At 44.5% G+C, this 26,917-nt stretch carries 28 protein-coding genes; 9 read left to right on the top strand and 19 right to left on the bottom strand.

All coding sequences use genetic code 11. From position 1 onward, the window contains the following. The first annotated feature begins 218 nt into the window (after nucleotides 1-218). The gene (locus FSB84_RS04555; protein WP_130542690.1) at nucleotides 219-1,676 is read left to right on the top strand and encodes a hypothetical protein; all 1,458 of its coding nucleotides are present in this window, start codon (nucleotides 219-221) and stop codon (nucleotides 1,674-1,676) included. Nucleotides 1,677-1,734: 58 nt separating this feature from the next. Here the strand turns inward: FSB84_RS04555 and FSB84_RS04550 are convergent, their stop codons facing one another. Both FSB84_RS04550 and FSB84_RS04545 read right to left on the bottom strand, forming a co-directional pair. Next, nucleotides 1,735-2,565, bottom strand: coding sequence for a DUF4249 family protein (locus FSB84_RS04550; protein ID WP_130542691.1), 831 nt, complete (start codon nucleotides 2,563-2,565; stop codon nucleotides 1,735-1,737). Next, on the bottom strand, nucleotides 2,562-4,595 hold the full coding sequence (locus tag FSB84_RS04545) for a TonB-dependent receptor plug domain-containing protein (protein WP_130542692.1): 2,034 nt from the start codon (nucleotides 4,593-4,595) through the stop codon (nucleotides 2,562-2,564). The genes FSB84_RS04550 and FSB84_RS04545 overlap by 4 nt, the downstream gene beginning before the upstream one ends. A 179-nt stretch (nucleotides 4,596-4,774) precedes the next feature. Here FSB84_RS04545 and FSB84_RS04540 point away from each other — a divergent pair, with 179 nt between their 5' ends. Further along, entirely contained in the window at nucleotides 4,775-5,359 is a 585-nt protein-coding gene (locus FSB84_RS04540) for a dihydrofolate reductase family protein (RefSeq protein ID WP_130542693.1), read from the top strand. On the opposite strand, the gene FSB84_RS04535 is transcribed toward FSB84_RS04540, so the two are convergent. Together FSB84_RS04535 and FSB84_RS04530 are read right to left on the bottom strand one after the other, a co-directional pair. Further along, a complete protein-coding gene (locus FSB84_RS04535) occupies nucleotides 5,360-6,175 on the bottom strand; it encodes a sterol desaturase family protein (RefSeq protein WP_130542694.1) in 816 nt (271 codons plus the stop codon). It lies immediately after the preceding gene. 67 nt (nucleotides 6,176-6,242) lie between these two features. After that, on the bottom strand, nucleotides 6,243-6,851 hold the full coding sequence (locus tag FSB84_RS04530) for a Crp/Fnr family transcriptional regulator (protein ID WP_130542695.1): 609 nt from the start codon (nucleotides 6,849-6,851) through the stop codon (nucleotides 6,243-6,245). Nucleotides 6,852-6,955: 104 nt separating this feature from the next. On the opposite strand from FSB84_RS04530, the gene FSB84_RS04525 reads away from it, so the two are divergent. Next, nucleotides 6,956-7,447: a VOC family protein gene (locus tag FSB84_RS04525; protein ID WP_130542696.1), complete on the top strand. Its 492-nt coding sequence runs from the start codon at nucleotides 6,956-6,958 to the stop codon at nucleotides 7,445-7,447. Nucleotides 7,448-7,502: 55 nt separating this feature from the next. Here the strand turns inward: FSB84_RS04525 and FSB84_RS04520 are convergent, their stop codons facing one another. The 7 genes from FSB84_RS04520 to FSB84_RS04490 form a co-directional block, all read right to left on the bottom strand. Then, entirely contained in the window at nucleotides 7,503-8,135 is a 633-nt protein-coding gene (locus FSB84_RS04520) for a hypothetical protein (RefSeq protein WP_130542697.1), read from the bottom strand. Between the two features lie 21 nt (nucleotides 8,136-8,156). Continuing rightward, nucleotides 8,157-8,951, bottom strand: a complete 795-nt coding sequence (locus tag FSB84_RS30625) for a GNAT family N-acetyltransferase (RefSeq protein ID WP_130542698.1) — start codon at nucleotides 8,949-8,951, stop codon at nucleotides 8,157-8,159. 48 nt (nucleotides 8,952-8,999) lie between these two features. Beyond that, on the bottom strand, nucleotides 9,000-10,865 hold the full coding sequence (locus FSB84_RS04510) for a S9 family peptidase (RefSeq protein ID WP_158643776.1): 1,866 nt from the start codon (nucleotides 10,863-10,865) through the stop codon (nucleotides 9,000-9,002). 222 nt (nucleotides 10,866-11,087) lie between these two features. Beyond that, the gene (locus FSB84_RS04505; protein WP_130542700.1) at nucleotides 11,088-11,933 is read right to left on the bottom strand and encodes an ester cyclase; all 846 of its coding nucleotides are present in this window, start codon (nucleotides 11,931-11,933) and stop codon (nucleotides 11,088-11,090) included. 61 nt (nucleotides 11,934-11,994) lie between these two features. Continuing rightward, complete coding sequence (locus FSB84_RS04500) at nucleotides 11,995-12,780, bottom strand: helix-turn-helix domain-containing protein (RefSeq protein WP_130542701.1); 786 nt, start codon at nucleotides 12,778-12,780, stop codon at nucleotides 11,995-11,997. A 51-nt stretch (nucleotides 12,781-12,831) separates the two neighbouring features. Further along, nucleotides 12,832-15,225 carry an ABC transporter permease gene (locus tag FSB84_RS04495; protein ID WP_130542702.1) on the bottom strand — a complete coding sequence of 798 codons (2,394 nt, stop codon included), beginning with the start codon at nucleotides 15,223-15,225 and terminating at the stop codon, nucleotides 12,832-12,834. Between the two features lie 151 nt (nucleotides 15,226-15,376). Beyond that, a complete protein-coding gene (locus FSB84_RS04490; RefSeq protein ID WP_130542703.1) occupies nucleotides 15,377-16,318 on the bottom strand; it encodes an NAD-dependent epimerase/dehydratase family protein in 942 nt (313 codons plus the stop codon). A gap of 85 nt (nucleotides 16,319-16,403) precedes the next feature. On the opposite strand from FSB84_RS04490, the gene FSB84_RS04485 reads away from it, so the two are divergent. Beyond that, nucleotides 16,404-17,234 (top strand): helix-turn-helix domain-containing protein, encoded by an 831-nt coding sequence (locus FSB84_RS04485; RefSeq protein WP_130542704.1) that lies wholly within the window; start codon nucleotides 16,404-16,406, stop codon nucleotides 17,232-17,234. Nucleotides 17,235-17,236: 2 nt separating this feature from the next. Here the strand turns inward: FSB84_RS04485 and FSB84_RS04480 are convergent, their stop codons facing one another. Together FSB84_RS04480 and FSB84_RS04475 are read right to left on the bottom strand one after the other, a co-directional pair. After that, nucleotides 17,237-17,632 (bottom strand): iron chaperone, encoded by a 396-nt coding sequence (locus tag FSB84_RS04480; RefSeq protein WP_130542705.1) that lies wholly within the window; start codon nucleotides 17,630-17,632, stop codon nucleotides 17,237-17,239. A gap of 91 nt (nucleotides 17,633-17,723) precedes the next feature. Further along, complete coding sequence (locus FSB84_RS04475; protein ID WP_130542706.1) at nucleotides 17,724-18,284, bottom strand: AAA family ATPase; 561 nt, start codon at nucleotides 18,282-18,284, stop codon at nucleotides 17,724-17,726. 330 nt (nucleotides 18,285-18,614) lie between these two features. Between FSB84_RS04475 and FSB84_RS04470 the strand changes: the two genes are divergently transcribed. Beyond that, the gene (locus FSB84_RS04470; RefSeq protein WP_130542707.1) at nucleotides 18,615-20,060 is read left to right on the top strand and encodes a serine hydrolase domain-containing protein; all 1,446 of its coding nucleotides are present in this window, start codon (nucleotides 18,615-18,617) and stop codon (nucleotides 20,058-20,060) included. A gap of 2 nt (nucleotides 20,061-20,062) precedes the next feature. Here the strand turns inward: FSB84_RS04470 and FSB84_RS04465 are convergent, their stop codons facing one another. The 6 genes from FSB84_RS04465 to FSB84_RS04440 all read right to left on the bottom strand — a co-directional run bounded on the left by FSB84_RS04465 (nucleotide 20,063) and on the right by FSB84_RS04440 (nucleotide 24,252). Further along, nucleotides 20,063-20,356 (bottom strand): hypothetical protein, encoded by a 294-nt coding sequence (locus FSB84_RS04465; RefSeq protein ID WP_130542708.1) that lies wholly within the window; start codon nucleotides 20,354-20,356, stop codon nucleotides 20,063-20,065. A 220-nt stretch (nucleotides 20,357-20,576) separates the two neighbouring features. Beyond that, entirely contained in the window at nucleotides 20,577-21,347 is a 771-nt protein-coding gene (locus FSB84_RS04460) for a type 1 glutamine amidotransferase domain-containing protein (RefSeq protein WP_130542709.1), read from the bottom strand. A 90-nt stretch (nucleotides 21,348-21,437) separates the two neighbouring features. Then, nucleotides 21,438-22,007: a Crp/Fnr family transcriptional regulator gene (locus FSB84_RS04455; protein WP_130542710.1), complete on the bottom strand. Its 570-nt coding sequence runs from the start codon at nucleotides 22,005-22,007 to the stop codon at nucleotides 21,438-21,440. A 20-nt stretch (nucleotides 22,008-22,027) separates the two neighbouring features. Further along, nucleotides 22,028-22,465 (bottom strand): DUF1801 domain-containing protein, encoded by a 438-nt coding sequence (locus FSB84_RS04450; RefSeq protein WP_130542711.1) that lies wholly within the window; start codon nucleotides 22,463-22,465, stop codon nucleotides 22,028-22,030. Between the two features lie 25 nt (nucleotides 22,466-22,490). Beyond that, nucleotides 22,491-23,201 (bottom strand): LytR/AlgR family response regulator transcription factor, encoded by a 711-nt coding sequence (locus FSB84_RS04445; RefSeq protein WP_130542712.1) that lies wholly within the window; start codon nucleotides 23,199-23,201, stop codon nucleotides 22,491-22,493. After that, nucleotides 23,188-24,252, bottom strand: a complete 1,065-nt coding sequence (locus FSB84_RS04440; RefSeq protein WP_130542713.1) for a sensor histidine kinase — start codon at nucleotides 24,250-24,252, stop codon at nucleotides 23,188-23,190. The genes FSB84_RS04445 and FSB84_RS04440 overlap by 14 nt, the downstream gene beginning before the upstream one ends. A 228-nt stretch (nucleotides 24,253-24,480) precedes the next feature. Here FSB84_RS04440 and FSB84_RS30620 point away from each other — a divergent pair, with 228 nt between their 5' ends. From FSB84_RS30620 to FSB84_RS04425, 4 genes are read left to right on the top strand one after another with little or no spacing between them, the layout of a single operon-like run. Then, on the top strand, nucleotides 24,481-24,636 hold the full coding sequence (locus FSB84_RS30620) for a hypothetical protein (protein WP_158643775.1): 156 nt from the start codon (nucleotides 24,481-24,483) through the stop codon (nucleotides 24,634-24,636). Nucleotides 24,637-24,663: 27 nt separating this feature from the next. Further along, nucleotides 24,664-25,074, top strand: coding sequence for a DoxX family protein (locus tag FSB84_RS04435; RefSeq protein WP_158643774.1), 411 nt, complete (start codon nucleotides 24,664-24,666; stop codon nucleotides 25,072-25,074). A 9-nt stretch (nucleotides 25,075-25,083) separates the two neighbouring features. Next, nucleotides 25,084-25,605, top strand: coding sequence for a prealbumin-like fold domain-containing protein (locus FSB84_RS04430; protein WP_130542715.1), 522 nt, complete (start codon nucleotides 25,084-25,086; stop codon nucleotides 25,603-25,605). 18 nt (nucleotides 25,606-25,623) lie between these two features. Further along, nucleotides 25,624-26,316: a leucine-rich repeat domain-containing protein gene (locus FSB84_RS04425; RefSeq protein WP_130542716.1), complete on the top strand. Its 693-nt coding sequence runs from the start codon at nucleotides 25,624-25,626 to the stop codon at nucleotides 26,314-26,316. Nucleotides 26,317-26,917: the final 601 nt, after the last annotated feature.

Here is a 26,917-nt window from a genome sequence, read left to right as displayed (position 1 = left end):
ACTAGCCTGTGGTAATTGGGTATTCTACTCGTTGACATTGCACCAATACTTCGTTTACGGATTGTATTTAGCCCTCGGATTTAATAATAATCTATCTCCACGAGTTTGCCTGTTACATAATAAATGTAATTTTGCCCCGTTTTTATCCTTAACTAAATCCTTAAAGCTTAATTCTTATTACCTCTCTCAAATACCATTCTAGAAAACTTTATTTTATTATGAAAAAAACAACTGCATTGCTGTTGATTGCAGCACCGTTAGTATTTAGCGCCTGTAAAAAATCAAAAGATTCTGATTCATCCATTTATGAATTGCCTTATAATACGGAAAATGTAACTGCCAATAAAGCCTTTATGGAGACTGAAGGGCGGGAATTTGTGAAAAAAATTGATGATCTGAGTTCCAATCCTGCTATAGACGCATTGGAAAATTTCAATATGCTGGAAGCTCCTGAAGTAGATATTACCGTAAATGCCATTAAAAAACTGGGAGCAGGAACACTGGAAATAGCAGCCATCAACAGTGCGCTATCCTCAATCACCACAACATCTATTCCAGAAAAGAAATCATACCAACTCAGTAAGGCGTATGGGATTTACAAATACAACCAAAATACGGGTAACTGGGATCTGACTGCTTCCAACGATAAAATTGAATTTCATTTTCCTGCTACACAGAATGGAACTTCAAACAATACGGTGTTGACCATAACGTATAAAAATTCTGGAAAATCCTGGGTCTTCAATAGTACCCACTACGACTATGTAGAGAATCCGGAAACAGGAAACTATGAGATTGTTGAAGTAACTACAGAAGAAACTTATGAATTGCCCTCTGAGTTATCGGCCCGCATGACGATCAACAGTTCGGAAGTGATGAACCTGTCTTCAAACTTTTCTTACCATGAGGATAAGCTCCCTCAATTGGTGAATGTAAACCTTTCTCTCGGAGCATATACCGCGAAGTTGGAAACGAAGAACGATAATAAGCTGGCCAGCTTTAAGTTTAGCTTCGCCAAAGGTGCCGAAACTTTAATGGCTTTGGAAACCAACTCTAACTTCAATTCACTGTCTTATGACAAATTGGTGAATTCTGAGGATGACGAAGAATTGGATCTGTTCCTTTCTGCAAACACAACATTTGCAGTGGGCAACGTAACGATGGGTGGACAGATTGATTATAAAGCGATGCACAATGAACTGAAAACAGTGCGCGACAGAGAGCCTGCATATCCGGATTATAATACTTATTACGGAAACTTAAAATATCCTAAATATGAAGACTATAACAACCAGCAGGAATACCAGGCAGCAGTGGATGAATATTGGGACAAAGTAGAAGTAGCCAACAATCTGTATGATGCTGCCTTTAAAAAGTACCTGAGTGATAATGAAAAGTATGAAAAAGAGTATTATACTTTGCTGGCAAACCTGTTAAACAAGCATGGTGCTGCAGTAGTCGTAAACACAAAAACAAAGAAGAAAATAGCTGCAATTACCTTTGAGTTAAAAGATAATGAACGCCCATATGGCGAGACTACTATACATGAGTATAATGTAGAACCTTTGCTCGTATTCGGAGATGGATCAAAGGTTAGCTTTGAAGCATTTGGAGAAACGGGTTTTGAAAACCTGATCGACGATATCGAAGCTTTGCTGGAAAAATTTGAGAACTAAAGCGCCTGGCGCTTTATCAGATAATAAAAATGCCATCACGCTTACGTGATGGCATTTTTTATTGGATAGTCAGCTTCTTAAACGAAGAATTGGCGCCATACCAGACACCGACAGCATTACCTACTATATTACCAGAAAAATTAGAAGAGTAATTGAGAAATGAAAGCGCAAGTCCTTGTTGAGAAACAGCAGACCATAAAGTATAACTTGTTGCGGAAACGTTAGATACTTTTATTGTTATCTCATCACCTTTTGCATAATATCTGGAAGCGTTCGTGGAGTCCAGTATGGATCGGGTTCTTAGCAATGATACAGTAAATTGTTTGCCTGCCTGATCAATAGCTTTGATCCCTCTGGGAGTAGTTGAATAAAAGTCATGTTGCGTATTCAGCTTCGTAAACAAAAGATAATTGGCTTCCGGATTTACATTGTCAATACTTACGGTTGGCTGAGCCTTTTCCGGATCAAGCCATTCATATGATACGTCTTTTATAGCAGGCGTATAAAGAGGGACTTCTGTTTCAGAAAGAAAAATATCATTATTGTATTTGACTTCCAGTTTGTATTGCTGACCTGCCTTTCCTTTCAGGGAACTACCTACATAAAATAAATAAGGGAAAACGTTATCATTGCGCGTTAAGGTCAGATACTCTTCTTCTCCTCCGCCGGAAACCTTTACGCTTGCCCAACGCACAATCAGCGCTTCCAGTTGCTCCTCATTGATAATATAATTAGTAGGTATGTTGTGCATCACTTTCACCACAGGAACTGCTCCATTCTCGATCACCCCTTCAACTACAAATTTAGGCTCGAATTTTTTGTGGGCAGCTTCCTTGATGCAGGCCGAAAATGTTATACTTATAATGATTGTTACTATTAGCTTTTTCATAGTAGTTCTAATGAATAAGTAATGGCTGGTAAGAATGGTAAACTTGCACCATCTTTTTGGATCATTTTAAACGCATTGTTCTTTTGATAATAATTCCGATCATAACTTTGGTATATATAAATTGGGTTAGAGCGATTGTAGATATTGATAATTGAAAACCCCAGGGATTGCCTGCTTTTACTTGTTTTCTTGAATAGCCAGTTCACTCCTGCATCCAGCCTGTGATAGGCAGCCATGCGGGCGCCGTTTTTGGCTCCATACTCCGCTAAAATGGAATTACCAAAATAATACATCCCTACCGTGGGAGTATATGCGCTCCCGCTATTGTACATGAAGCTAAGCGAGAAAGATAGTTTCGGAGTGATCTTATAGGAATTCACAATACTTAAATTATGAGGGCGGTCATAAATATACTTATACCATTCTCCGTTATTGATTGCGTCAAATTTTCTGAAGCTTCTTGAATAGGAGTAGTTTATGGTAAAGTAGTTTCGTGGAGTGATAAATCTGGCAAAAAAATCAGCTCCGTATGTAACTCCATTACCATTTTCAATGCCGCTGGCAATATCATTGCTTTCATTTAAAGAGATGATGTTCCCATTGAATTCTTTTAAATCTGACAACCATCTGTAATAAACATCTATACTGTATTCAATCCTGGCCCCTGCATAACGGTATCCGCCAGAGGCTTCCCGTATTTTTGAAACAGAGAGGTTCCGGTCTGCATGAATAACGTAATCAACAGGAAGGTTTATATTGGTAAGACCAACCTGGTGTACCGGCTGATAAGCCATCGATAAACTCCCAAAAAAAGTATTTCTTGCATCCATCAGCCATGATACTGTAAGTGCCGGGTTGATAAAGAAAGGGTGTTCTACAGTTGAAACAGTTGAAAGATTCATTGAGCCTTCCAGTTCAATATTGTCCGACAACGGAGATTTGGCGTTCAAAAAATATTTGAATAATTGTTGATTGCTTTTATACCGGACATTGCCACCAGATTCAATTGGCTGGCCCTCATTCTGAAGATTAGTACCTAAATCATCCATCAAATAAAGGAGGCCTGTTTCCACGGAGTGGCGCTGCTTTCGATAAGTCAAAGTAGAATTTATGCTTACCGTTTTCTGGTGATTGAACAGTGAAAACTCTTCGCCATAGAGGTCAAATGCAACGCGGGAATCGTATTTCGAGTAGCCGATATTATTTTCCCATTGCAGGTTTCGCCGGAGATCAGCAGTATGTGTTATGCCCATCACCAGGTTGCCCCAGTCCATACTGTTTCTTGCTTTCTTTTCATACAGATCAAACATGGCTTTATCTCTACCCGTGTATAAGAAAGCTTTTATCGAATGCTTATTGAAAACCCTTTTGACGTTCATGTTGAAGTCGAACAGATCATAGTTCATTCCTTCCAGATCCTTCCCTGTTTTAGTTAAGACAGGCCATAGTGTTTTATTCATAAAGGTATTCCTCCAGAATAGTTCCACCATTTGAATGGAGTCCCGTTCAATCCGGGCGCCTACACCCAGATGAGCAAGGGAGGCTTCTGCTTTAATAAGGGTAGTATCTCTGATCTGCCAGTTACTATTTATATCAATGTAGCCGGATAATTTGCCGAAATACTTTCCCGGAACAACACTCGTGTAGATCTTCAGGTCTTCAACAACATTATTATTGAATAAAGGGAATAATCCGAAAAGATGGCTTGGGTTATGAACAAGGACTCCGTTGTAAAAATAGCCATTGTTTCCTGACGGAAGCCCTCTGTATTGTACACCCGAATTGGCATCGCCCCCATTGCCAAAACCCGGAAGGAATCGTATTGATTTCAAGGGATCTGCTATCCCCAGTAGCTTTGGCGCCGCTTCTATCTGCTTTACACCTAATGAAAGCCTGTTCACACCATTAATTATCTGTTTTTGCCTGGCTACTGTTACGGTATCCATATTCTTAAATGTGTCCACTACAGACTGGCCATGCAGGAGATTGAAGAAAAGCAGAAGCAGGGTAAAGGTTAATCCGGTTTTCAAGTATGCAGATGATAAGGGGTTAAAGACATTATGCTGTGAAAATACAATTTTTGTGAGTTCGGCTGTCGTAAAATGACCCTCATTTGTCAACTTCACACCCGCATTTAGAGCGTACGACTGGATAATTTTGTATGAAGGATAATTCTGTTTATTAACCCCGTACACTAAAATCTGGACGAATGCGCAAAGTGATTGTATCGATGAATATTACGCTGGATGGCTATATGGCTGGCCCCAATGGGGAGCTCGACTGGCATTTTGAATGCTGGGATCCGCAGATGGGAGAGCAGTTGGCCAGAGAGTTGAGCAAGGCGGATACGATCCTGCTGGGGCGGGTTACTTACCAGGCGATGGCTGGTTTCTGGCCCGGGAAAACTTCCAATCCACTTTGTGCCCGCGAAGATTATGCGTACGCAGTAATGATGAACCATCACCAGAAAGCAGTGTTTTCGAGAAGACTGCAGAAAGCCGACTGGAGCAATACAATTATCCTGAAAGATGAGATCGAGGAAGGAATGCTGAGGTTAAGGGAAGAGTCGAACGGGCAGAACAAGAACATCATCATCTATGGTAGCGGCAGACTGGTGACTGCCCTGATAAAGCTCGAAATGATAGATGAGTACCAGTTGTGGATACATCCGGTACTCATCGGAAAGGGAAAACCTTTCTTTGGAAAATATTTTGATCAGCAGGATCTGCAACTACTCTCGTCCACTACATTTCCTTCCGGTGTGGTATTGTTGCATTACCAGGTGCTGCATTGATCAGGCTCTTTTGGCAACAGGCTCTGCCACTACTTTTGCAGGAATGGCTTCAGGGCCGAAACGTTGAGCCTGGATCTTATCATACTCCTTCACATAATCGGGATTCTCAGTTCCCATCATACGATCCCAGTAACGGAAGTATAAACCGTAATTACCTTTGAATTTGCTGTGGTGCAGGTTATGGTGCACTGAAGTATTGATGATCTCGAAGAGGAATGATTTTCTCAGTCCTTTCGGCATGATCTCATATCCCAGGTGGCCGTACACATTGATGATGAAAGCTGCGATGGTGAACCAGAGAATTCCGAGTCCATGCATTGGCATCACAAATACCAGCACAGCCAGCACGCCGCCTTCGGCTACCGCTTCAAGCACATGGAAAGAGTAAGAAGTCCAGGGAGAAGGATTGGTGGATTTATGATGCACCAGATGTGTGTACTTGAAAATTTTCGGGTGGTGCATCAGGCGATGGAACCAGTAGAAATAAGTGTCATGGATCACGAGGGCCAGCGCCACACTAACGGGGATCCACCATACGGGGTAGTCGGAAACATTCGTGTAGATCTGGGTATATTGTCTAACAGGTGTTGCGGCCAGGATCACGATGATGATGGTGAACACAAAAGTGGATTGCATCGAATGCCAGATCTCTCTCCAGAAATCTTTCCGGGCAGCCTGCCGCTGCTGGATCTTGAGATGCTTCATTTTGTTGTTGAAGAATAGATAAAAAAGCAGGAAGGGAATGCCTGCCAGTACGAAATAACGGACAGCGGAGATGCTGAAGATCTGAATGAAAATTTTGGTTACCTGTTCCATGGCTATACCGGATGTTTTTGATAAAACAAATGTATAGGCAGGTACAGGCTGGAATGGTTAACAAAAGTTAATTAATCTTTTTCTGCTGCTGGATCCTTTTGCGGATGCGGCTAAGGCTCACCGGGGTAACGCCCAGCATGGATGCAAGGTGTTTGTCCGGCACCCGGTTCACGATATTGAAACGGTCTGTGATCAGTTTCTGGTAGCGTTCCTCGGGTGAAAGGAATACGAATGATTCGATCATATCCAGGGTTTCCGAGAGCATGCGCATAAGGAAGAAATTGCGAAGCGGCTCGAATTTGGGTTGTTCCCGCATGATCTTGTCCAGTGTATCATAATCGATTTCCATCAGCGTACAATCTTCCAGTGCGCGGTAGATGAAACGGGAAGGCTGGTAGTTGATGATGGTGTCGTGGGATGCTATGAACTGCCCTTCCCATCTGATATACAGCGTAGCTTCATCTCCATTCTCCTTTACTGCGTATGCGCGCATCACGCCTTTTTCAATGAAGGCGAGTTTACGGCTCTTGTCGCCAATGGGTATGTAAACCTGGTTGTTCGTCAGTTGAACATGGCGTGTGGTGCTGAATAGCGGAGCGGTTTCCTCCGCGCTCAGTCCGGTTAGTTTTTGCAGGAACTCCTGCAGGATCTCTTTAGCTGCAGAATTAAAATTCATAGGCGCAATATACCCTATATTAGTCGCAGTTGGCCCTCTTCAAAACAAGATTAGAAAACTAAGTTTGTGTTGTCAATAATTACGAACCTTAAAACACAAACGATATGCAAAAGCTCAATTCACAAAAACTCACTACCATGTTATGCTTTAACGGCAAAGCGGAAGAAGCCGTTAAATTTTATAAGGATCTGTTTCCCGGAACAACTGTTGGCAACGAACTGCGTGCCGGGGATAATGGCCCTGCTCCTAAAGGAACATTGATCACTGCTTCCTTCAATATTTTCGGACAGGATTTCGTAGCACTGAACTTCGGTCCGCAGGGACAGTTCAACGACAGCGTCTCCTTTGTGATCCCTGCAGAAACGCAGGAAGATATCGACAAATACTGGAATGCACTTACATCCGATGGCGGACAGGAAAGTATGTGTGGCTGGTGTAAAGACAAATTCGGATTGAGCTGGCAGGTAACTCCTCCAAGACTGATCGAATTGATCACGCATAAAGATCCGGCAAAGGCTGGAGCTGCCATGCAGGCAATGATGAAGATGAAGAAGATCGTACTGGCAGATTTGGAAGCTGCTGTGAGCGCTGCATAATATTCTTACATCGATATAAATTCAACCGGCGGGATATTGCATCTGCGCCGGTTTTTTATTGTTCCTGACTGCTGCGATATAATTTTACGGAGATCAGACTGATCCAGAGAAGGAAACTGAAGAAAGTGATCTTCTGCACTACCGGCAGGTAGTACCTGAGCTCTACATTGTAGTACAAATAATTATTCAACCCCACCAAAACAAGGTTCAATACACCAAACCAGAGCAGGCTTTTCCATTTCAGTTTGTACAGTCCTGCAAATGTTCCGCCAATGGCCACGAGGCCGAACAATGATGCCAGGTTGATGATCATATCATGTGATTCGCCAGACATGAACAATCCTGTAAGCATGGCTGCTGCGCCTGAAACCTGGATGATGCGGCGGCTGATGATATTGAATCCTGCCTGCTGCGGGAAGAAGTACCAGAAATAGATCAGTGTGATGGCCAGTACCAGCATAGCGATCATGGCCACGGTCCTGCTACTGTTGGGTTGTCCGTTGATAGCTGTTTCATTGAGCAGGTTGCACCAATAGTTCTGCTTCCAGCTGAAGCCGGTGCTCTTCGCATCTGTTTGTGATCCTCCGGGATAGCGCCAGGCGGCAACCAGGTAAAGGATGCAAAAGATGATGGCGCCAAAAGCGGGAAAGAGCAACCTGTATTTTTTTTCTGGTGGCTGCGGGCTCATGGGATCACTTTAATACAGGAATTAAGGTAACTGGTTCTGTACGCGGAAACTCATACCATATGCATGCTTAAATCCAAACTGGTTATAAAAGGGTGCGAGATAACCCCCGGTATACAATCCTACCAAAGCATTGGCAGGAGCGTTTTGATTCAGCCATCTCGAGATGGTATTCATCATTTCTGTTCCGATATGTTTGCTTTGCCAGGAAGGCTGCACCATCACATCTTTCACATAATAGAAACTGGTATTGTCTCCAAGCAGCAATGCACAGCCGATGGCTTTTCCTGAAGCCAGTTCTTCCGCCACCACAGCAAAGATGGGCGCCGACAGGATCAGCTCCGGGTCTGCGTTTTGCTGGGTCTCCGTCCAGCCGACAGCCGCAACGAGCTCTTTGTATTCTTCAACAGTTGGCTTTCTCTCCACGATGCGAACGGTATCCGGTAAAGTACAGGAATTGCCTGGTCTGTGGGAGATATTATGTCCGAATCGGATACAATGGCCATCATGGTCCTGCACCAGCATTTCGCGGATGCCCCAGGTCATGGATTCGGGTGGTGTTAAAATGATGGCGCCTTTCGCTTTTATTTTTTCGTAATATTCGTCCACATCATCCAGCATAATGCTGAGCCAGGTACCGGGATTGCCCTGTTCTTTTTCGCAGAAGAAGATCTGTACACCGTCTTTACTTACGCCTCCGAATGTGGGCGGCGAGCCCCAGTCCCATTTACAATCGAAGCCCAATACTTCTGTGTAGTATTCCAGGCTTTTCAATACATCGTTTGAATATAATATCGGAACGGTAGTGTGAAAATTCATATGCTAAGGATATAGCATTGAAGTTACTCAATAATCTTCTGCTGTTTGTTAAGGTGTCAAAAGATATTTGTTGATGAAGATGGCCAGTTCCTGTTTGCTGTGTAACCATTTATTTCCTCTGAACCCATGTCGTACACCGGGATACAGGATGAATTCAAAATGCTTTCCCAGTTCCTGTAAACTGTCTACAATTTCCAGACTATGCTGTGGATGCACGTTGTTATCGCTATTGCCATGGATGATGCGCAACATGCCTTTGTATTTGTGAAGCCAGGTTTTAACGGCAGTCTTTTTGTAACCTTCAGGATTTTCGGATGGGCTATCCATATATCTTTCCGTGTATTGAGTATCGTAGAGTCGCCAGTCCGAAGTGCCATAGTAAGCCACACCATAGTCGAATACATCAGCCCCATAGGTGAGCGCCATACAGGTCATGTAACCGCCGTAGCTGAATCCGGTGATACAAAGTTTGTTGGGATGTACCCAGGGTTGTTGTTTCAGCCATTTGCCGACTGCCATAAAATCTTCGATCTCGTTAATGCCCATCTGTCGATGGCTGAGGTCGATTCCTTTCTTTCCAAAGTGGCCACTGGCGCGGTTATCGGCAATCACCTGGATTACGCCCTGCTGAGCCCAGTAGATCTCCGGAAGCGAAGTTTCCCATTTGTCGTACACTTTCCCTGCTTCAGGACCGCCGTAGACTGTCATGAGTACGGGATATTGTTTGGTGCTATCGAAGGGTTGCGGATATGTGATGGTCACCGGCAGGTCGAAAAGTCCATCGGTGCTTTTAATGCGGATGAATGATTTTTTCGGCAGCGCATATTGATCGAATTCCTTTCCTTTTTCATTACCGATATCGAGGAGTTTGTTGCCATTGATGTCGAAAACTGCAGACCGGGTGATGGTATTGGTATTACTGTAATTGGCTACAAAATATTTGTGATCCGGGCTGAAGAAAATATTGGTGTAATGAAAATCGCCTTTGCTGATGCGGCGCAGGCCAGTTCCGTTGAGACGAACGGAATAGATATCGAAGCGTGCGGAGTTTTCCTTTCTTGCAGCGAAATAAAAAACCTGCTTGGATTCATCTACAGAAAGAAAATAGGTTACATCATAGTTCCCAGATGTAATAGCATTGATAAAGGTTCCATCCTGTTTGTGGAAATAGTAATGGCGATAGCCAGTTTTATCAGAGGTAATGATGATGTTCCTGCCTTTATTGATGTAATCGAAGCCGGCTGCGTTATTGATGTCTAACCAGGTTGGCTGCCGTTCTTCGTACAATAATTTCTTTTTTCCGTTTTCCGGTTCCACTTCGTAAACAAGGAGAATATTTTGTTCCCTGTTCAACCAGTGGACGAGGAGCTTATTATCCGGAGTAAAATAAAGGCGGCCAAAATATTGATCCGCATCAGAATCAAAGTCGGCCCAGATCAACTTCTTTGAGAAGGCATCCACGATGCCGATCTTTACTTTGGGATTTGGGTCGCCTGCTTTGGGGAATCTTTGTTTTTCGAGATGACCGTGCTGTCCTTCAGGAATGTACAGGGAGAATACGGGAACATTGCTTTCATCAAATTGCATGAAGGCGAGGAAGCGTCCGTTATGGCTCCATCGCATGGTATTAGCGCCGGTAATTTCTTCCTCATAAACAAAGGTTGCTTTGCCATTCAGGAGAGAATCGTTTCCATCTGAAGTGATGGGAGTAAAATTATTTTGTTCCCTGTTGTGTAAGATGATATTGTTGTTTTGCACGAAGGCTGCGTACTTCGGGTCAGGGCTTTCGGTATACAGCTGACTGTTTGCCGGAATATTCTGTTTGGGTGCATTTATGCTCTGGTTGTAGTTGGGGTAGGGATTGATAGTTTTCTTTACAGGATCTATTGCAACAAGTTTTCCGTCTTTCCTCATCAGCAACAGATCCGGCCTCAGCCATTTTTCAAAGCGCGGTAATGGAGCGTTAAGTGCGGACCCATCTCCCTGGTATGCATCGTCAAAGCTTAAAACACGTTGTGCAAAAGCGGAAAAATGTAAAAAAAGAAAACATGTGCAATACAAACTGAGGCGGATCTGAAAAGTTATGAAAAGAGATGAGATTCGTTTGAGTTTGCAATGCATACCGGTAATTGATTTTTAGTGATCGGCGGCTGGTTTGAATTCCTGCCGGTCGAGTGTTATATTAAGTCTGTGTAGCATCGCTGCGATATCAAAGCCTTCCTTTTTGTAGGCTGCCTGCACAGCTTCTTTTGCTTTTAGAAGCGACTCTTTTGATGCCCATTCTGCTACAGTAACATAAATGGTGTTGTCATTTGAGTCTTTACTTTCAAAAGCAACATCTTCAATGAATCCCGGGATTGTTCTTATAAGATTTCTGTTTGTTTTCACCCGTTCCCTGAATTCATTCAATGCGTTGGCGGGCACTACAAACCTGTCTATAAAGATAACTTTTTCAGGACTTGCTTTCGCTTGTAAGATGCTGAGGTTTTCCGGCAGGAGTTTCTTTTGCTGAAAAAAGCTTAGCCTGTCTACCAATGCGAAGGAGCGGATGATCTTTCCATTTTCGATAAGATAGGTGCCGATACCAGTTGTAGTGATGGGATTTTCGGTTGACTGATTGATGGTGGTGGTCCAGCGTGCCCATACTTTATTTTCTTCCGCAATCAGTTCATGGATGGTCCATTGCAGGTCTGGATTGGCTTTGAGGAGATCGGTCACCTGGCTGGTAAAGGCGTCCACTCCTTTCTGTCCTGTTGCGCTGATGTATTCGGGATGAATGAATTGTTGAACAAGTTCAAATTTTCTCGGGTTCAATGCTGTTTCGAATAATTGCCGGACGATCGTTTTATTTTTTGTTAGTTCATTATTCATATCTGCTTCCTTTAGTTTGATTGATTTTCTCTGTTGTGCCTGCATATTTGCAGGAATAGAAAGGGCGATGGCGATGATCAGCACCGCTAAAAAGTATTGTCCAGGTTTCATGCTTCTGATTTATTACAAAGCTAGGATCCCGCAGGGGGCAGAAATTGTAAAAAATCATTTTTTACCAGGCAGGAGGGGCGCTGAAAAAAGCTGAAGGGGATTTTCCGGTGAATTGCCGGAACTCTTTGATGAAATGTGATTGATCATAGAAACCGGCATCATAACTGGCATCTGTAAGTGAAGTGTAAGAAGCGTAGTTGTTGATGAGGTTACGTATGCGCGTGATGGAAGCGAATTTCTTAGGAGAGGAACCGATCCTGGCCCTGAACTTTTTTTCAAAGGGGTCCTGGCTGATATGCAATGCAGTGGCGAGATCTTTTACCCGGATAATGCCTTTGTGCTTGCGAATAAGCTCCACTGCCCTGTTGATCATTGGATCGGAGGGAGTAGCTTTCAATTTATTCAGAAGAAATTGATCGAGCAGTTGGATGCGCGCTTCATGTGTGATAGCATCCTGTATTTTTTCACTGAGTATTTGAAGTTCTGCAGGGGGGAAGATGTTGCCGGCTGAAATGCTTTTCGCAAAGAGCTCATGCGCGGGAACCGGGCTGAAAGCTGCCATGCCTCCGTCTTTGAATGCAATGATCAGATTGGCGCTGTTGGCGGCATAGCTAACTGTTCTGGTAGTATCGGAAAGCCCGCTGATGATACCTGATGGAATTTGTGTAAGGTCATTGCCGGAGAGAACACCTGTTGTGCCTTTGATGCGGATGGCCATCGCCATAAATGTATCCGGAACAAGGCTGTTGATCAGCTCCTGCTCTGCTTCAATGACCATATACTCCCTGATGAATGGCATCAGGGAAATACTGGGTGAAAATCTGGAGATGGTCATACCGGACGGCATGCACTAAAATTACTGAAAAAAATGCCCGGGAGTTACCGGGCATGGTATCGATTATTCTGATCTCAAACTTTTGACCGGGTTCATCAGCGCTGCCCGGATGGATTGGAAACTGATAGTGATCAATGTGATGATGATGATCAGTACCGCGGCCAGTGCAAATACCCAGACAGGCATTTTGATGGCGTAAGCATAATCCTGCAACCAGTTGCTCATGATCCACCATGCCATCGGTGTGGCGATGGCAAAGGATATGATCACAAACTTTACAAAGTCTTTCGACAGCAGGAATACAATATTGAAAACGGAAGCGCCGATCACTCTTCTTACTCCGATCTCTTTGATCCTTTGTTGCGTGGTATAGGATGAAAGGCCAAATAACCCGAGACAGGCCAGGCTGATAGCAATCCCTGCAAAAACATTGATCACCTTGCCCAGTCTGATCTCACTCCTGTACAGTTTATCGAAATCTTCATCCAGGAAATGATAATTGAATGGGCGCGTTGGCACCAGTTGTTTCCATTTCGCTTCCATATGTTCCAGCGCCTGCTCGATATTCTTGCCGGAAACTTTCACCAGCAGTTGACGCGCCCAGGGCTCAGGAAACAGCACCAGTGGTTTGATGGGGGTGTGCATGCTCTGGAAATTGAAATCCTTCACAACTGCTTTCACAATGCCGGGACGGCTTTCATCTAGCCAGAATAATTTACCGATAGCTTCCTGTGGCGTCCAGCCCATGGTGGCAGCGGCAGATTCGTTCAGGATGAAATGATAATATCTTTTTGCATCTGGTTCCATGGAAGCAACATCCAGCATATCCTGCTGGTTGAGGTCCTCTCCTGCAATGATCTGTATTCCTGTTGTTTTGATATATTCTTCATCGATGATAACAGCATTTACGGAGATCTGTTCTGTTTCCGGCATGCTGGCGCTTCGCATATTGTAGCCGCTGTTTATCTGGGTAGGGGCATTGCTGGTACGGGATACATTCAGAATGTCGGGATGACTTTTAAATTCAGTTCTGATGGTGCTTAGATTCTTTCTTACATTATCATCGTAAGGCAACACCAGTACATGTTCGCGTTCGTAGCCCAGTTTCTTGTTTTGTATGAAATGCAATTGTTTTTGAATGATGAAGGTGGCGATGATCAGGAAAGCAGAAATGCTGAATTGAAAAACGATCAGCGATTTACGAAGCAATGCGCCGGATGAAGTGGATTTGAACGCTCCTTTCAGGACGCGTACAGGTTGAAAAGCCGAGAGCACGATGGCAGGGTAACTGCCTGCCAGTACTCCGATACAAATAATAGCAAAGAAACACATACCGATCACGAAAGGAGAAAAGAGCAATCGGGGTTCCAGCTGCCTGTCTGATAAATGATTGAAAACAGGGAGCAGTAATATGGCGAGACCGAAACTCAATATCAGTGCGATGCTCGAGAGGATCACCGATTCACTGAGGAACTGCCGGAAGATCTGTGATTTTTCTGCACCTACTACTTTTCGGATTCCTACTTCTTTGGCTCTTTCCATGGAGCGGGCTGTACTCAGGTTGATATAGGTGAAGCAGGCGATGGCAAGGATGAGCAGCGCCACAGAACCGATAATATAGATGTAGTTGATACTGGTATTGGGTTCCATTGCATCGTATTCGGAATACAGGTGGATATCTTTAAATGGCTCCAGAAAGAAATTGATGGTGGTATTGCTCATGTTTTTCGTCTCTTCCTTCATGAAGGCCGGGAGCTTTTCCTGCAGGCTGGCAATACCCGAAGGGTCTTTGAACAACAGATATGTTGTATAATTGGCATTGAAGTATGTTTGTTCCTGGTTCTGTTGTTTGGATGAGAAGGAGGCGATCATATCATATTTGATCTGCGAGTTGGAAGGGCAGTCTTCCACTATGCCCGTGATCTCGAATGGTTGGGCTCTGGCGCCGAATTTCACGATCTGTCCAACCGGATTCTGATCACCAAAATATTTTTTTGCTGTAGAGGCAGACAAAACCATCTTGAACAAACCTGAAAGTGCGTGTTCCGGATTGCCCTTAAGTAATCTGAAAGAGAATACCTTCAACATGGAAGAGTCTGCAAAGAGGATCTTCGATTCTTCAAATTGTTTGTCGCCCACTGTGATGATGCCATTATTCAGCATCATACGTGCTCCGCTTTCCACTTCCGGAAAATTCCGCTGGAAAGTGGGCAATACTTTGGTGCTGGTGAAATCTCCTTTATTTCCTTTTTCTCCCGAGAATTGATAGGCCATGATCACACGGGCAATACGATCCTTTTTTTCATGGAAATTATCGTAGCTCATCTCATGCCAGGCATACAGTCCGATCAGGAGGCAGCAGGTCATGCCGATCATCAGTCCCGTGATATTGATCAGGGTAGCAGTTTTATTTCTGCTCAGGTTCCTCCAGGCAGTTTTGAAGTAGTTTCTGAACATGTGATGGTTGGTTAGCAGTTATGTAAATTGAGATACCCTCCGTGCAGGGACGGATAACAGAGGGACGGTCCACCTTGATCATTTGTTACAGAGTAATAGACAAAAGTTTTTTGCTATTGTTGCGTAGTTGTGTATTGGCTGAGGGTTTGATCTATCCCACAGGCTGCTGCTTATACCATTCTGCCGTTTGCCTGATCCCTTCTTCCCAGGAAGTGGGTTTGAAATCAAACGCCTTTTCAAATTTGGAGGAATTGAATACAAAGGGTAATTCATCCTGGTAATGCATTTCGTACATCTCTTTTATGAATGGATTGAAGAGCCCCGCGATCTTCAGTATCCACCTGGGTAATACTTTCACTTTATCTGAAGCATTCATGTATTTCGCTGCCATGGCAACAAACTGTTTGCCGGTCAATGGAGGATCAACAGTAGGAAGATGCCAGACCTGGCCGGTGGCGGAAGGTGTTTTGGCCAGCATGTACAAAGCTTTTCCTGCATCGGGTGTGTAATTGTAGGAGCGGGGCACGTTGGGGTTGATGAACCATTGTGCTTTCTTCCCTTTGCGCATATTGGTGAACACCAGTAGTCCCGGTGCGCTTTTCTCGGTAACCCCCGGGCCGTAGAAGTCCACAGCTCTTGCGATGATGGCTTTGAGCCCACCGGATCTCATTTCTTCCTGAAGGGTAGTTGCAATGCCGGCACGCACCTGTCCTTTTTTGCTGGAAGGTCTGTATGGCGTTTCCTCTGTGATGGGGCCGTCCACTTTTCCATACATGTAAGCGTTGTCGAAGAACACAAGTGTTGCATTGGCAGCTTTGCAGGCATCGATCACATTGCGGATGATCACGGGCCAATCCCTTCTCCACACATCGATATTGTATTGTATTCCCACCAGCAGGTAAACGATCTCCGAGCCTTTCACAGCTGCAAACACCTGTTCCCTGCTGGTCACATCCGCGGTAAAGGTTTCTGCGCCGGGGACAGGTTTCGGCTTGCGCGATACCAGTCTTATCTTTTCATTATTAGCCTGCAGAACAGGAACAAGAGCATCGGCGATGGTTCCATTGGCTCCGAGTATTGTGTGTAATCCCATATTGAAGTTTTTAATTGTTTATTTTTGTTTTGTTACACAAATGTAGAATGGCGGGATCCCGCCTCATTGTACGAAAACGAAGCCGATGAGATCAGACAATGGCACAAGGTATGAGCTTGAGGGCGCGCTCACTGAAATAGTGAGACATATCTATGGTATCAGGATGAAGGAGGATGCGGATACAGTTGTGTACCATCTTTCGCCCAGCCTGGAAATGGTGCTGGTGTTTAATTTCGGTCCAGCCCTCTCATTTTCTTTTGGAGAGGAGGAGATCGCAGAGCAGCAGGTGGAGCGGATCGGGATCATCGGTCCTATGCGGAAAATGCTCAACTATGAGCTGAAACCCGGAACAGACCTGCTAACCCTTCCTTTCGTGAACGATGGTTTTTTTCGTTTCATGAAGCTAAGCACAAATAATGTGGATCTGTCGGATGAAGACAGTGTGGCTGAATATGCTGACAATCTGAATACGCTCTGGGAAGAAATGAATGCCTTACCTGCTACGGAGCTTCGTGTTGAATTACTGAAAGAATATCTCGCGAAAGCTGCAAAAGAAGGGGAGGATGCTGTTCAGCCATTGTTGGAAAATGCCTCTGCTTTTTTCGATCCCGTACTTAGTCCCTCCAAAGTGATCGCTGAAAAAGCGGCCATCACGGAACGCGCTGTGCAGATGCGTTTCAAAAAATATGTAGGGTATTCTCCAAAGGAACTACTCCGGTATCTCCGGTTCAAACAGGTGGTGGCCTACCTGATGGCCGAAAGAGGCAAGCCGGTTGACTGGTTCGACCTGATCGTACAGTTTGGTTATCACGACCAGAGCCATCTGATCAGGGACTTCAAATTCTACACCGGCGGAACGCCTACTCAATTCCTGGAAATTAATGATAGCGGAGATTTCTGTACGAGCAGGGATTGATTCTATTTTTTCACCTTTTTCTTTTCCGCTTTGATCTTTGCCAGCGCTTCATTTTCTTTTGTTCTGAATTTCACAATTCTTGAAATCAATTTCGCGGGCAGTGGCGCATCGTAGGGGAAATGAATCGAACCTTTGGTGCCGTTGAATTTCGAAAGCTCTTTTTCGAAATCTTCCAGCCTCGTGGTTGCCGGATAAAAACCGAGATGAGCCTTGTTGGCCGCAAAATATACCAGCATGCTATTCTGCTTGTAGCCTGGCATGTTGTAGCTGATCATCTCCTCTGCTTTGGGTGCCGCTGCGCGGATCAGTGCCCTGATCTCTTTCAGTTTGATCTGAATATCGGGAGGAAAGGCACTGATGTACTCATCCACTGATTTGAATTTCCTGGAGTTTTGCATGATCCGGTATTTAGGTGAATGGATACTGCAATTTACCGGAACCGGTCAAAAGCAATGCCGGTGGATTGCGGCAATTTGAGGGTGAAGAGCGTCAAAGCACAGTGTGGAGATGATCGAGCATAAAGCAGACGCGGTCGCTCACAGGTAGTTTGGGGATTTCCACCAGGTTGTAGTTGAACCGGGTATACACTTCCGTCATCATTTCCCAGGTTCTGACGGCTTCTTCAAAATCCTGTTTTCTTTCCGTATCGTTCTCGTAGATCTCCTGCCAGGGCGGAGTGATGAATACATCTCTGTGATAGCGGTTACTCCTGGCCGTTTCAATCATGGCGTAAGGAACTGGCAACCCACAAAGTTCCAGGTAACCGATCACGTCCGGGATTCCCCTGTCGAAAAATATCGGATCGGAGGCGGTTATGAGTTTGAAATAATCTTCCAGGCTCTTGTTGAACATGAGCTGCGCATAAGCGGCCCTGTCTTTCCAGGGCAGGGCATCGCCATCGTCCTGTACCTGTTGCTGAATGATGGAGCGTCCGGTTTCCGGAACATGACGATAGCCTAGTTCCGACAGGTGCTGTACCAGCGCAGTCTTACCCATTCCGGGGCCTCCGGTGATGATGATGAAATTTGATTTTGTAAGTAATGGCGACATTCGGTTAACGGATTAATCGCAGTCTGCGTATCAGGCAAATGCTGCTGAAGTTCATATGTGTTAATAGTTACAGTTAAAGGTCAGGGCTGATTCAGGGGCAACTGGCAAGCAGAAACAATAGCGGTTCCCTGGGCTGGAGTTGTATTTCGAAAGGAGTGCAGGAGCTGATTCCGGTTATCGGGAGAGGAACGTTCTTCAAATATAAAAAAAATAAACATTGATATGAAAAACAGGCGATTCAGCATTTCATCGCTACCGGTCATCAATACCGCTTTGAAAAGCCCGTAACAATTACCATATTTGATCATCCTTACAGAAAAAATCTGCAAAATGACAATCCTCTCCAGACGACTGACACAATCTGCCTGCATCTTATTATTGAGCCTGGTATCCCTGGGCGGCTTCGCGCAGCGAACCCTTCTACAACGAACGGACTCTGTTGCTGAGCTGGCGAAAAAATATGTGAATGAAAAAGATGCTGAGAAATTGTATGGTCTTACCGGGCAGGATTTCAAAAATGCGATCAAGAAGGAAGAATTCATCAACGTTACACAGCAGTCGCTTTTTCCATTGGGCGAAATGAAGGAAATCATCTTTGAACGGAATGCAGATGGCGTGATCCTATACAAAGGCGTGTTTGCCACGAAGCCGATGACATTGGGGATAGGACTGGGCGATGGCGATAAAGTGTCTACTTTTTTCTTCAGGCAATACATCGCTCCCAGGGCAGGCGTAGACAAGATCCCCCACAATAATCCTTTAAAAACGGACCAGGATAAAATGGTGGACTCCATCGTAAGGACCTATTTACAGCAGGCAGGAACGGAAGGAGCGAGCATCGGCATTCTGAAAAACGGTACAACTTATTTTTATGGTTATGGTGAAGCTGATAAAACAAAGCACAATATACCGGCCAGCAATACCTTGTTTGAATTAGGGTCGATCAGCAAAACCATTACAGCTACTATCGTGGCGCTGGCCATTGGCGAGGGTAAGGTCAGGCTGGATGATCCGGTGAACAAATATCTTCCTGATTCCATTCCATCCCTTGAATTCAATGGACGCGTTGTTACCATTAAAGACCTGCTGAATCATACATCGGCCTTCCCAAGGATGCCGGCAGATTTCAAAGATGAAAGGATCGATGAAAAAGGGATCATCATTTATCCGATCGAGAAATTCTTCGGTTGGTTGAAGAACCTCAAACTCACGCGTGAGCCGGGCTTGAAGAATGAATATTCCAATGCGGGATTTGCATTGGCCAGCACCATCATGCAAAGGACCTACAATATGAGCTATGAAGAGCTGGTGCAAAAATTCATTGCAAGTCCGATGGGGATGAAGGATATCCGTATCGATATCCGTCATCAGGATTCCGCTGCATATGCCAAAGGGTATGATGAAGATGGCAGTTATCATTTTCCCCGTAACCTTCCTCCCATTTATCAGGGTGCTGGTGGATTGCGTTCCACTGCTGCTGACATGCTGAAATATGCAAAAGCACAATGGGACGCACCGAATAAAAAACTGGAAAAAGCGATACAGCTTACGCATGATACCACTTTTTCAGATAAGAATTTCCATATCGGCATGGCATGGGTGCTGTTGAAATATGGAAAACTCAACGCGATCTTCCATAATGGGGCATCAGGAGGATTTCGCTCCTACCTGAGTGTAGCGCCCGAAAAGAAAGTTGCGGTAATCATATTAGTGAACAGCACAGTAGGAGCAGACAAACAAGGAGCGATGCTCCTGCAGCGGCTCTGCAATAACTGATCTTACCAAACCTTGAATATCTCACGGGAACCAGTAAGGTACATGTCAGTGTAACCCTGCATTACTTCCTGCATTTTGCGGTTGGCCTCTGTATCCTCCTCATATTTTTTCCAGCTTTGCTCATAGGTAGTGAGGCTTTCGTATTCTGAAACGAGTATCACCCTGTTGAACTGGCCAGTTACATCGGTCATGATATGTTTTATTTCTGAATAGCCTGTCATGGCTTCCTTGAATTTCTTTGCGAGTTTGGAGGCGTTGCCTGGCTTGCAAACGAAAATGTCGTGAACAATGATCATTGTTATGAGTTTGATGATTGAAAAAATCGATGGGTATTGGAGCGATAATAGCTGAGAAGGGTTGAAGTGTTCTTCGAAGTTATTCCAATCTGGAGTAATTGGTTGTCTATTTTTCTACTATTACGAAGAATTGCCGTATAAGGCCGCGGAGGGCTTGAAGATGACAAAAATGCCGGCCGGGAACTGAGACCCGGCCGGCGCAAATATGAACCTGTACTGCTTATTTTTTCAGTTCTTTCAGAATGGCTTCGCCCACAGACTTGGCTGATTGCGGGTTTTGGCCGGTGATCACGCGCTGGTCAACGGTTACGTGATTCTGCCAGAGACCGGATTTCTCAAATTTCGCTCCGCGTTCGATCAGTTTGGATTCGAGTGCGAAAGGAACCACTTTTTCCATTTTTACAGCTTCTTCTTCCTCATTGGTGAATGCGTTTATCTTCTTTCCGTCCACCAGGTATTTTCCATTGGCGTCTTTCACATTCACCAGTCCTGCAGGACCATGACAAACTGCGCTTACAATACCACCGTTGGCATAGATCTTTGTGGCAATATCCGAGAGACCTTTATCATCGGCCAGGTCCCACATGGCGCCGTGCCCTCCTGCATAGAAGATAGCTGCATATTTTGAAGGGTCCACTTCCGAAGGCTTCATCGTGTTTTCCACTTTTGCATGATAAGCGGGATCTTCCCAGAACTTCTTATTGACAGGATCGTTGAGGTCGAAGCCGTCAACGGGTGCTTTACCGCCTTTGGGACTCACGAATTCGATCTCGTATCCGGCATCATGCAACACTTCCCAGGGATGGGAAACCTCTCCGAGATAATAGCCTGTTGGCTCTCCGGTATTTCCTTTTTTGTCGTGACTGGTCACGACGAATAAAATTTTCTTGCTCATGGTAATTGATTTTTTTGTTTGAGCTGTTGATTCCAGGTGAAGGGTTGTCAGCAATAATGCTGCCACCGCCACTGCAACTGTCTGTATCTTTTTCATGCCTTTTTGAATTACAGTGCAAAGTTGGGGCATCGGGCAGGGGTAGCCAATGAGGCAGGTCACAAATTTTCTGTGAGGTAGATCACAGTTTTAATCGGACAGGCGGCTGAGGGTTTCGCGGGACACACCGAGGTAGGATGCTATCAGGGTTTTGGAGAGTCGCTGACTGAGGCCGGGATAAAGGCTCAGGAATTCTTCGTACCGTTCTTTTGCATTGTTGTTGAGCAGGGAGAGAATGCGTCGTTGCTGGGATACAAAACCTCCGGTTGCTTTTTTCCGGAAAAAATGTTCCAGCTTATGGAATTCTTTGCAGAGCTGCTCCCTGTTTGCGTAACTGATGGTAAGCAGTTCACTGTTTTCAAGGCAACTGATGTTCACCACCGCAGACGATTCAAAATAGTTGGCTCTGTAATCCGCTACCCACCAGTCTTCCGGGGCAAACTGAAGGATATGTTCATGGCCATCATCGCTGGTATGGTACACTTTCAGCAATCCGGATACAACAAAATTATCGAAATGAGCATGCGCAGTATCGCCTTCCTGCAACAGGAACTGGTGCTTTTTCAATTTGCGGGTTTTGAAATGGGACATTACCCGATCGAACTCTTCATCCGTTAACGGAACGATCTTTTCTATGTGCTGGCGCAGGATGGTACTCATTCGGATACGAATCTACGGAATTACTTAGCTTTTATCTTCGATATGGTTGTTCCTGTGACCTTGGTGGGTTTGTCCATATCACGGATAGCAAATTCCACTGCGGCCTTCACCAGGTCCTTCACTTTTTTATTGTTGAAATCATTCCCGGTTTGGATGGGGATATGTCGGATGAGGTTGCCTGTTCCGGTGAGTAGCTGATGTGGATCTTTGAGCAGTGTGCCTTTGTTGAAACCAAGATTGAGGTGATTGGTGTAAATGGGGATCATACAAAAGGAATCAGCGAGTTTATCCGAAATGGAATATGTGCTGGTGAGTGCATGTGTATGATAGAGCATTTCGTTGCTGGCCGGATAAATGTCCAGTATGAAAGCCCGGAGCTCTTTATACAACCGGATCAAAGATGCTTCTTTGAATTCAAGCAGGAAAAGAAAATCTGGATGGATATTCCGTGTAGCCATGAAAGTCAAGTTACAAAAATCCTCCCTATTTTGAAAGGATCTGTTGCACCAGGTCCCGGTAGCTTCTGCCGATGGGAAGCGATTTTCCACTGATCTCAGCAGCCACGGAAGTGAAAGCTGTGATCCTTTCTTTTCCCACGATGAAGCTTCGGTGGATCCGCAGGAATTTTTCTTTTGGCAGCAGCATTTCCATTTCGGACAATGAGCATTTGGTGATATATGATTTCTCTGTAGTAACGATGCTGATGTATTCTTTTTTACTTTCAATGTAAAGGATATCGTGTAACCCGATCTTGATCTTCTTCTTGTTGATGTTGATGAGGATATGCGCCTGTTCAGTATTCACGGCCATTGTAAGAGGTGTTGCACTGATTTGGGGCGACTGACTCCTCAGCTTGTTCACAGCAGTAAGGAAGCGGTTGAAATGGATAGGTTTCAGGAGATAGTCCACTACATTGAGATCGTATCCATCGATAGCATAATCGCGATAAGCTGTGGTTACAATCACTTGTGGCGGGTTCTTCAGGGTTCGTAAGAAATCAAGTCCCTTGATCTTCGGCAGGTGGATGTCCAGGAACATCACATCGATCTTTTCCTTCTGCAGTACCTGCATGGCATAAATGCCGTCACGGCAGGTGCCGGCATATTCCAGAAAGGGGATCTGTGAAATATAGTCCTGCAGCACTTCTGCGGCCAGAGGCTCATCTTCTATGATCAGGCAGTTAAATTTTTCCATAGCTGTTCAGGTTTACCGAGAGTGTTACACTGAAAACATTTTCAGTTGGATTGATCTCCAGTTTCTGCTGTTTGTAAATCAGTTCGAGCTGTCTTGTTGTATTGCTGAGCCCGATATTGTTAGTCTGCTGTTGATTACCATTCTTTTCAAAACTATTGTTCACCCGGAAATTCAATATTCCTTCCTGTACCGTAAGATCGATATGAATGAAGGAGTCGAAATGATTTTCGCTGGCGCCATGTTTGAAAGCATTCTCCACCAGGGGTAATAATAACAAAGGAGCGATTGGTTGGGAAGGCTGATCGATATTTCGATTGAAGGTTACAGTTAGTTCGTCCGTATACCTGATCTTTTGGAGATCGATATAATCTTCGAGGAATTTCACTTCCTTCGAGATGGAAATGGTATCGTTACCTGATTCATAGAGCATGAAGCTGAGCAATTCGGAAAGTTTGAGTACTACCTCCGGGGCCAGATCACTTTTCTTTCGTGTAAGCGCATAAATATTGTTCAGGGTATTGAACAGGAAATGAGGGTTGAGCTGGCTTTTGAGCAATCTCAGCTCTGTACTGAGTTTCTCTTTCAATAATTCTTTCTCCCTTTCCCTGGCGGCCAGCTGGGTATTCACCAGGCGGAATGCCATGAGCAGTCCTGCGGGGAATGCCACTTCGATCATCAGGCTGAAGAATTTTTGTGGATCGAAGAATGCGCGGGCAGGAGGCACTACTCCTTCATATACCAATGGCAGCACCACATGATGCGCCAGCAGAATAATGGAACAGATGGCAGCAACATACGGAATAAGGATCAGCGCGATATTCATAAAGATCGCCTGTTTGTTCTTCACGATCCGTGGCAATGCAAAATAGGTAAGATAATAAGCAAAAGAAAGATGCACGAGCCCATATAAAAATGAACCGATCACAGACCGGGTAGCGATCTTATTCATTGGCCAGTCCGCCATATAATTCTTCATCCAAAGGAATTCAGAATACTCCAGTAAGGCCCAGTATCCAAGCCAGAACAAAACATGCGGAAGTGCTTTCTTCATCAGGTAAAAATCGGTAAAACCCCTTTTCTGCCCAAATAGCTTCGTGAACGGCAGGAAAGCGTCTATGAATGTAAGAGATCGGGTTGCTGGTGGATTGGTGAAAACATCAAATGGAGAAATTCTTCAACATACGGTATGCATGACCGTTTGTATAGTCCGGCATGTCATACGGGGTGTTGCTAGCTTTGAATAACCATTTAGCTCTCCCTTATGAAAAAATATTTACCCATGTTACTGCTGTTAATGGCAGGAATATTCATGCAAATGAAACCTGTAACTCCTGAGCCAGGCGATCCTGAATCCGTAAAAAAGGTTCGCTGGTCACCATCCTGCAATGCTCCGGGAGCCAGTACAAAGATCGCGATCCTGTGCCTGCCGGAATGATTTTGAAAGACCTTCAACACAATGTGTATGCAAAGATTTCCTTTTGTTTCACTTCGTCAATCTTTGTTGCTGCTGCGATGCAGTGTTGCATTGATATTCCTGGCTCATGCTGTAGTACGATTGTTGCTGAACGGCTCGGTTGAACAGTTTGCAGGTTATCTCAACAATAAAGGATTGGTATTTGGAACGGCCATTGTCTGGATGATAACCGTCTTTGAGATCATTGGTGGTATTGCACTGATCACAGGGCATTACATCAGGTGGTTTGCAGCAGGATTCATTGTGCTGTTACTGGTGGGCTGTGTATTGATCCATGTTGAAAGAGGATGGTTTGTGGGAGAACATGGAAGCGGCGGATGTGAATACAGTTTTGCATTGATCATGGCCTTGCTGGTGGTAGCAGCCGCCGGGAGGAATCCTTCACTGAAAACGTTCTAAACTCCCTTTATGATACCAAAATCAATTCTTGTTTTTCTGTTTTCCTGCGTGATGGCAACTGCCATTGCTCAAAAGCCGGTGCAGGTGATATTGCCCAAAACAGAATTCGATATCAAACAGGCCAGTGAAATGCTGAATGAAGGTAATTCCGAGATCAAAGGAGTTGCCTATTATGAGGACCGTGCACCTATCGGGATCAAGGTTGGGGAAACCATTTATGCCCGGCTGGGCATCGTTGTCACTTTGTATCCCGTAACGGCCTACATGGAAGAATACCTCGAACTCAAAAAAAAGAATAGGCCGAATAAACGGGTGGCTGGCATTTCAACGCTGGCCAACTGCTACAGGATTGAAACGAAAATTTATGGCTCCCAGGGTGAGTTTGTTTTCAAAGGGCTGAAGCCGGGAAAGTATTATCTGGAGTCAATGGTCCATTTTCCCTCAGGCAGCGTGGCACAGGAGGTAAGTGGAATTGTGGAAATCAATAAAGACGGAGAGTCCGTGAACTTCAAACTCAAACATATTTTTTAATCCCATCCGCTGTTGATTATGAATAAGCTATTACTTACCTGTACATTATTATTCTTTTCCTGTATCACCATTGGGCAGGTGGTGAGGATTCCTGATCCGAAATTCAAACAACAGGTAATTGCCCTGGGTTATGATACCAATGAAGACAATCAGATCCAATTATCGGAAGCACAGAAAGTAACCAAATTATATGTCAATGATCTTGGTATTGTAAACCTGGAAGGGATCAATAGTTTTACCAACCTCGAAGAACTGGGATGTTATAACAACAGGCTCTCTGCTTTGGATGTATCCAAACTGAAGAAGTTGAAATACCTGTATGCCTCCAATAACAGGATCACCAATATCAATGTTGGGGTTTTGCCTGAACTGGAACATTTGTTCGTCAATAACAATTATCTGATCACTGCTCTGGATGTATCAAAGCTTACAGGCCTGGTTGATCTGAAAATAAGCAATAACAAGATCAGTTCGCTGGATGTTTCTGCATTGAAAAAACTTGAAATAATAGAAGCGGAAAATAATAATATTGAAACGCCTGTATTGAGGGGTGCAGAAAAATTGAAGTCAATTATCCTGAAAGATAATCCCCTGAAAGTAACAGTGGATATCAGGGGACTTACCAGCCTTGAATACGCAAATTTCCTTGGCTGTAACCTGCTGTTCATCAATTTCAGCGGAACCCTGAAACTGAAAAAATGTGACTGGTGAGTTTAGATAAATGCCGGCATCATTCCGGCTTCACCGCAGCTCCGGTAAAGGGGGCTGCGGCTTGTTGTTAATGAACCCGTTAACCTCTCATTAACCTGATATAAACATACCGATAGCAAATTAAATCAGAAAAGTCCTGAATTTTGTGCTTCAAGATTATTACGTATTTGATAGCCCAATGAGGAGAGCCTTTTTTTTCATATTCCTGTTTACCCTTTTGTTGCGAGGGGTTGATCAAGTGTCTGCAGGTAAGCTGGTGCATACCACTTGTTTTCTGGCAGACCAGGAATTCAGGAAAACGCAAAAGTCAAGGGGCGGCCAATCCGGGGAAGAGCAGGGTTCCATTGAGATCGTACATTCAAGTGATCATCAGCAGGACCTGGTCTTTGAGGAAATAATAGAAAACGATAATCACAACTTCGCCAGAAAAAATAGATTACTTACCGGGTATCTCTCTGTTCCTACCCATACTTTCTTTCAAAATTACCTCTACGGTTGCCTGAGCGATTGCTTGCCTGGCGGCAACTATTTGCCTTGTAAATACATTGCCCAGAGGGCTTTAAGGATCTGATCACTGAACAATAAGCATCGGTTATCAGCA

The organism is Pseudobacter ginsenosidimutans, assembly GCF_007970185.1.
GTDB classification, from domain to species: domain Bacteria; phylum Bacteroidota; class Bacteroidia; order Chitinophagales; family Chitinophagaceae; genus Pseudobacter; species Pseudobacter ginsenosidimutans.
The sequence above is the reverse complement of the archived record's forward strand: the minus strand, read 5'-3'. Positions and strand labels throughout refer to the sequence as shown.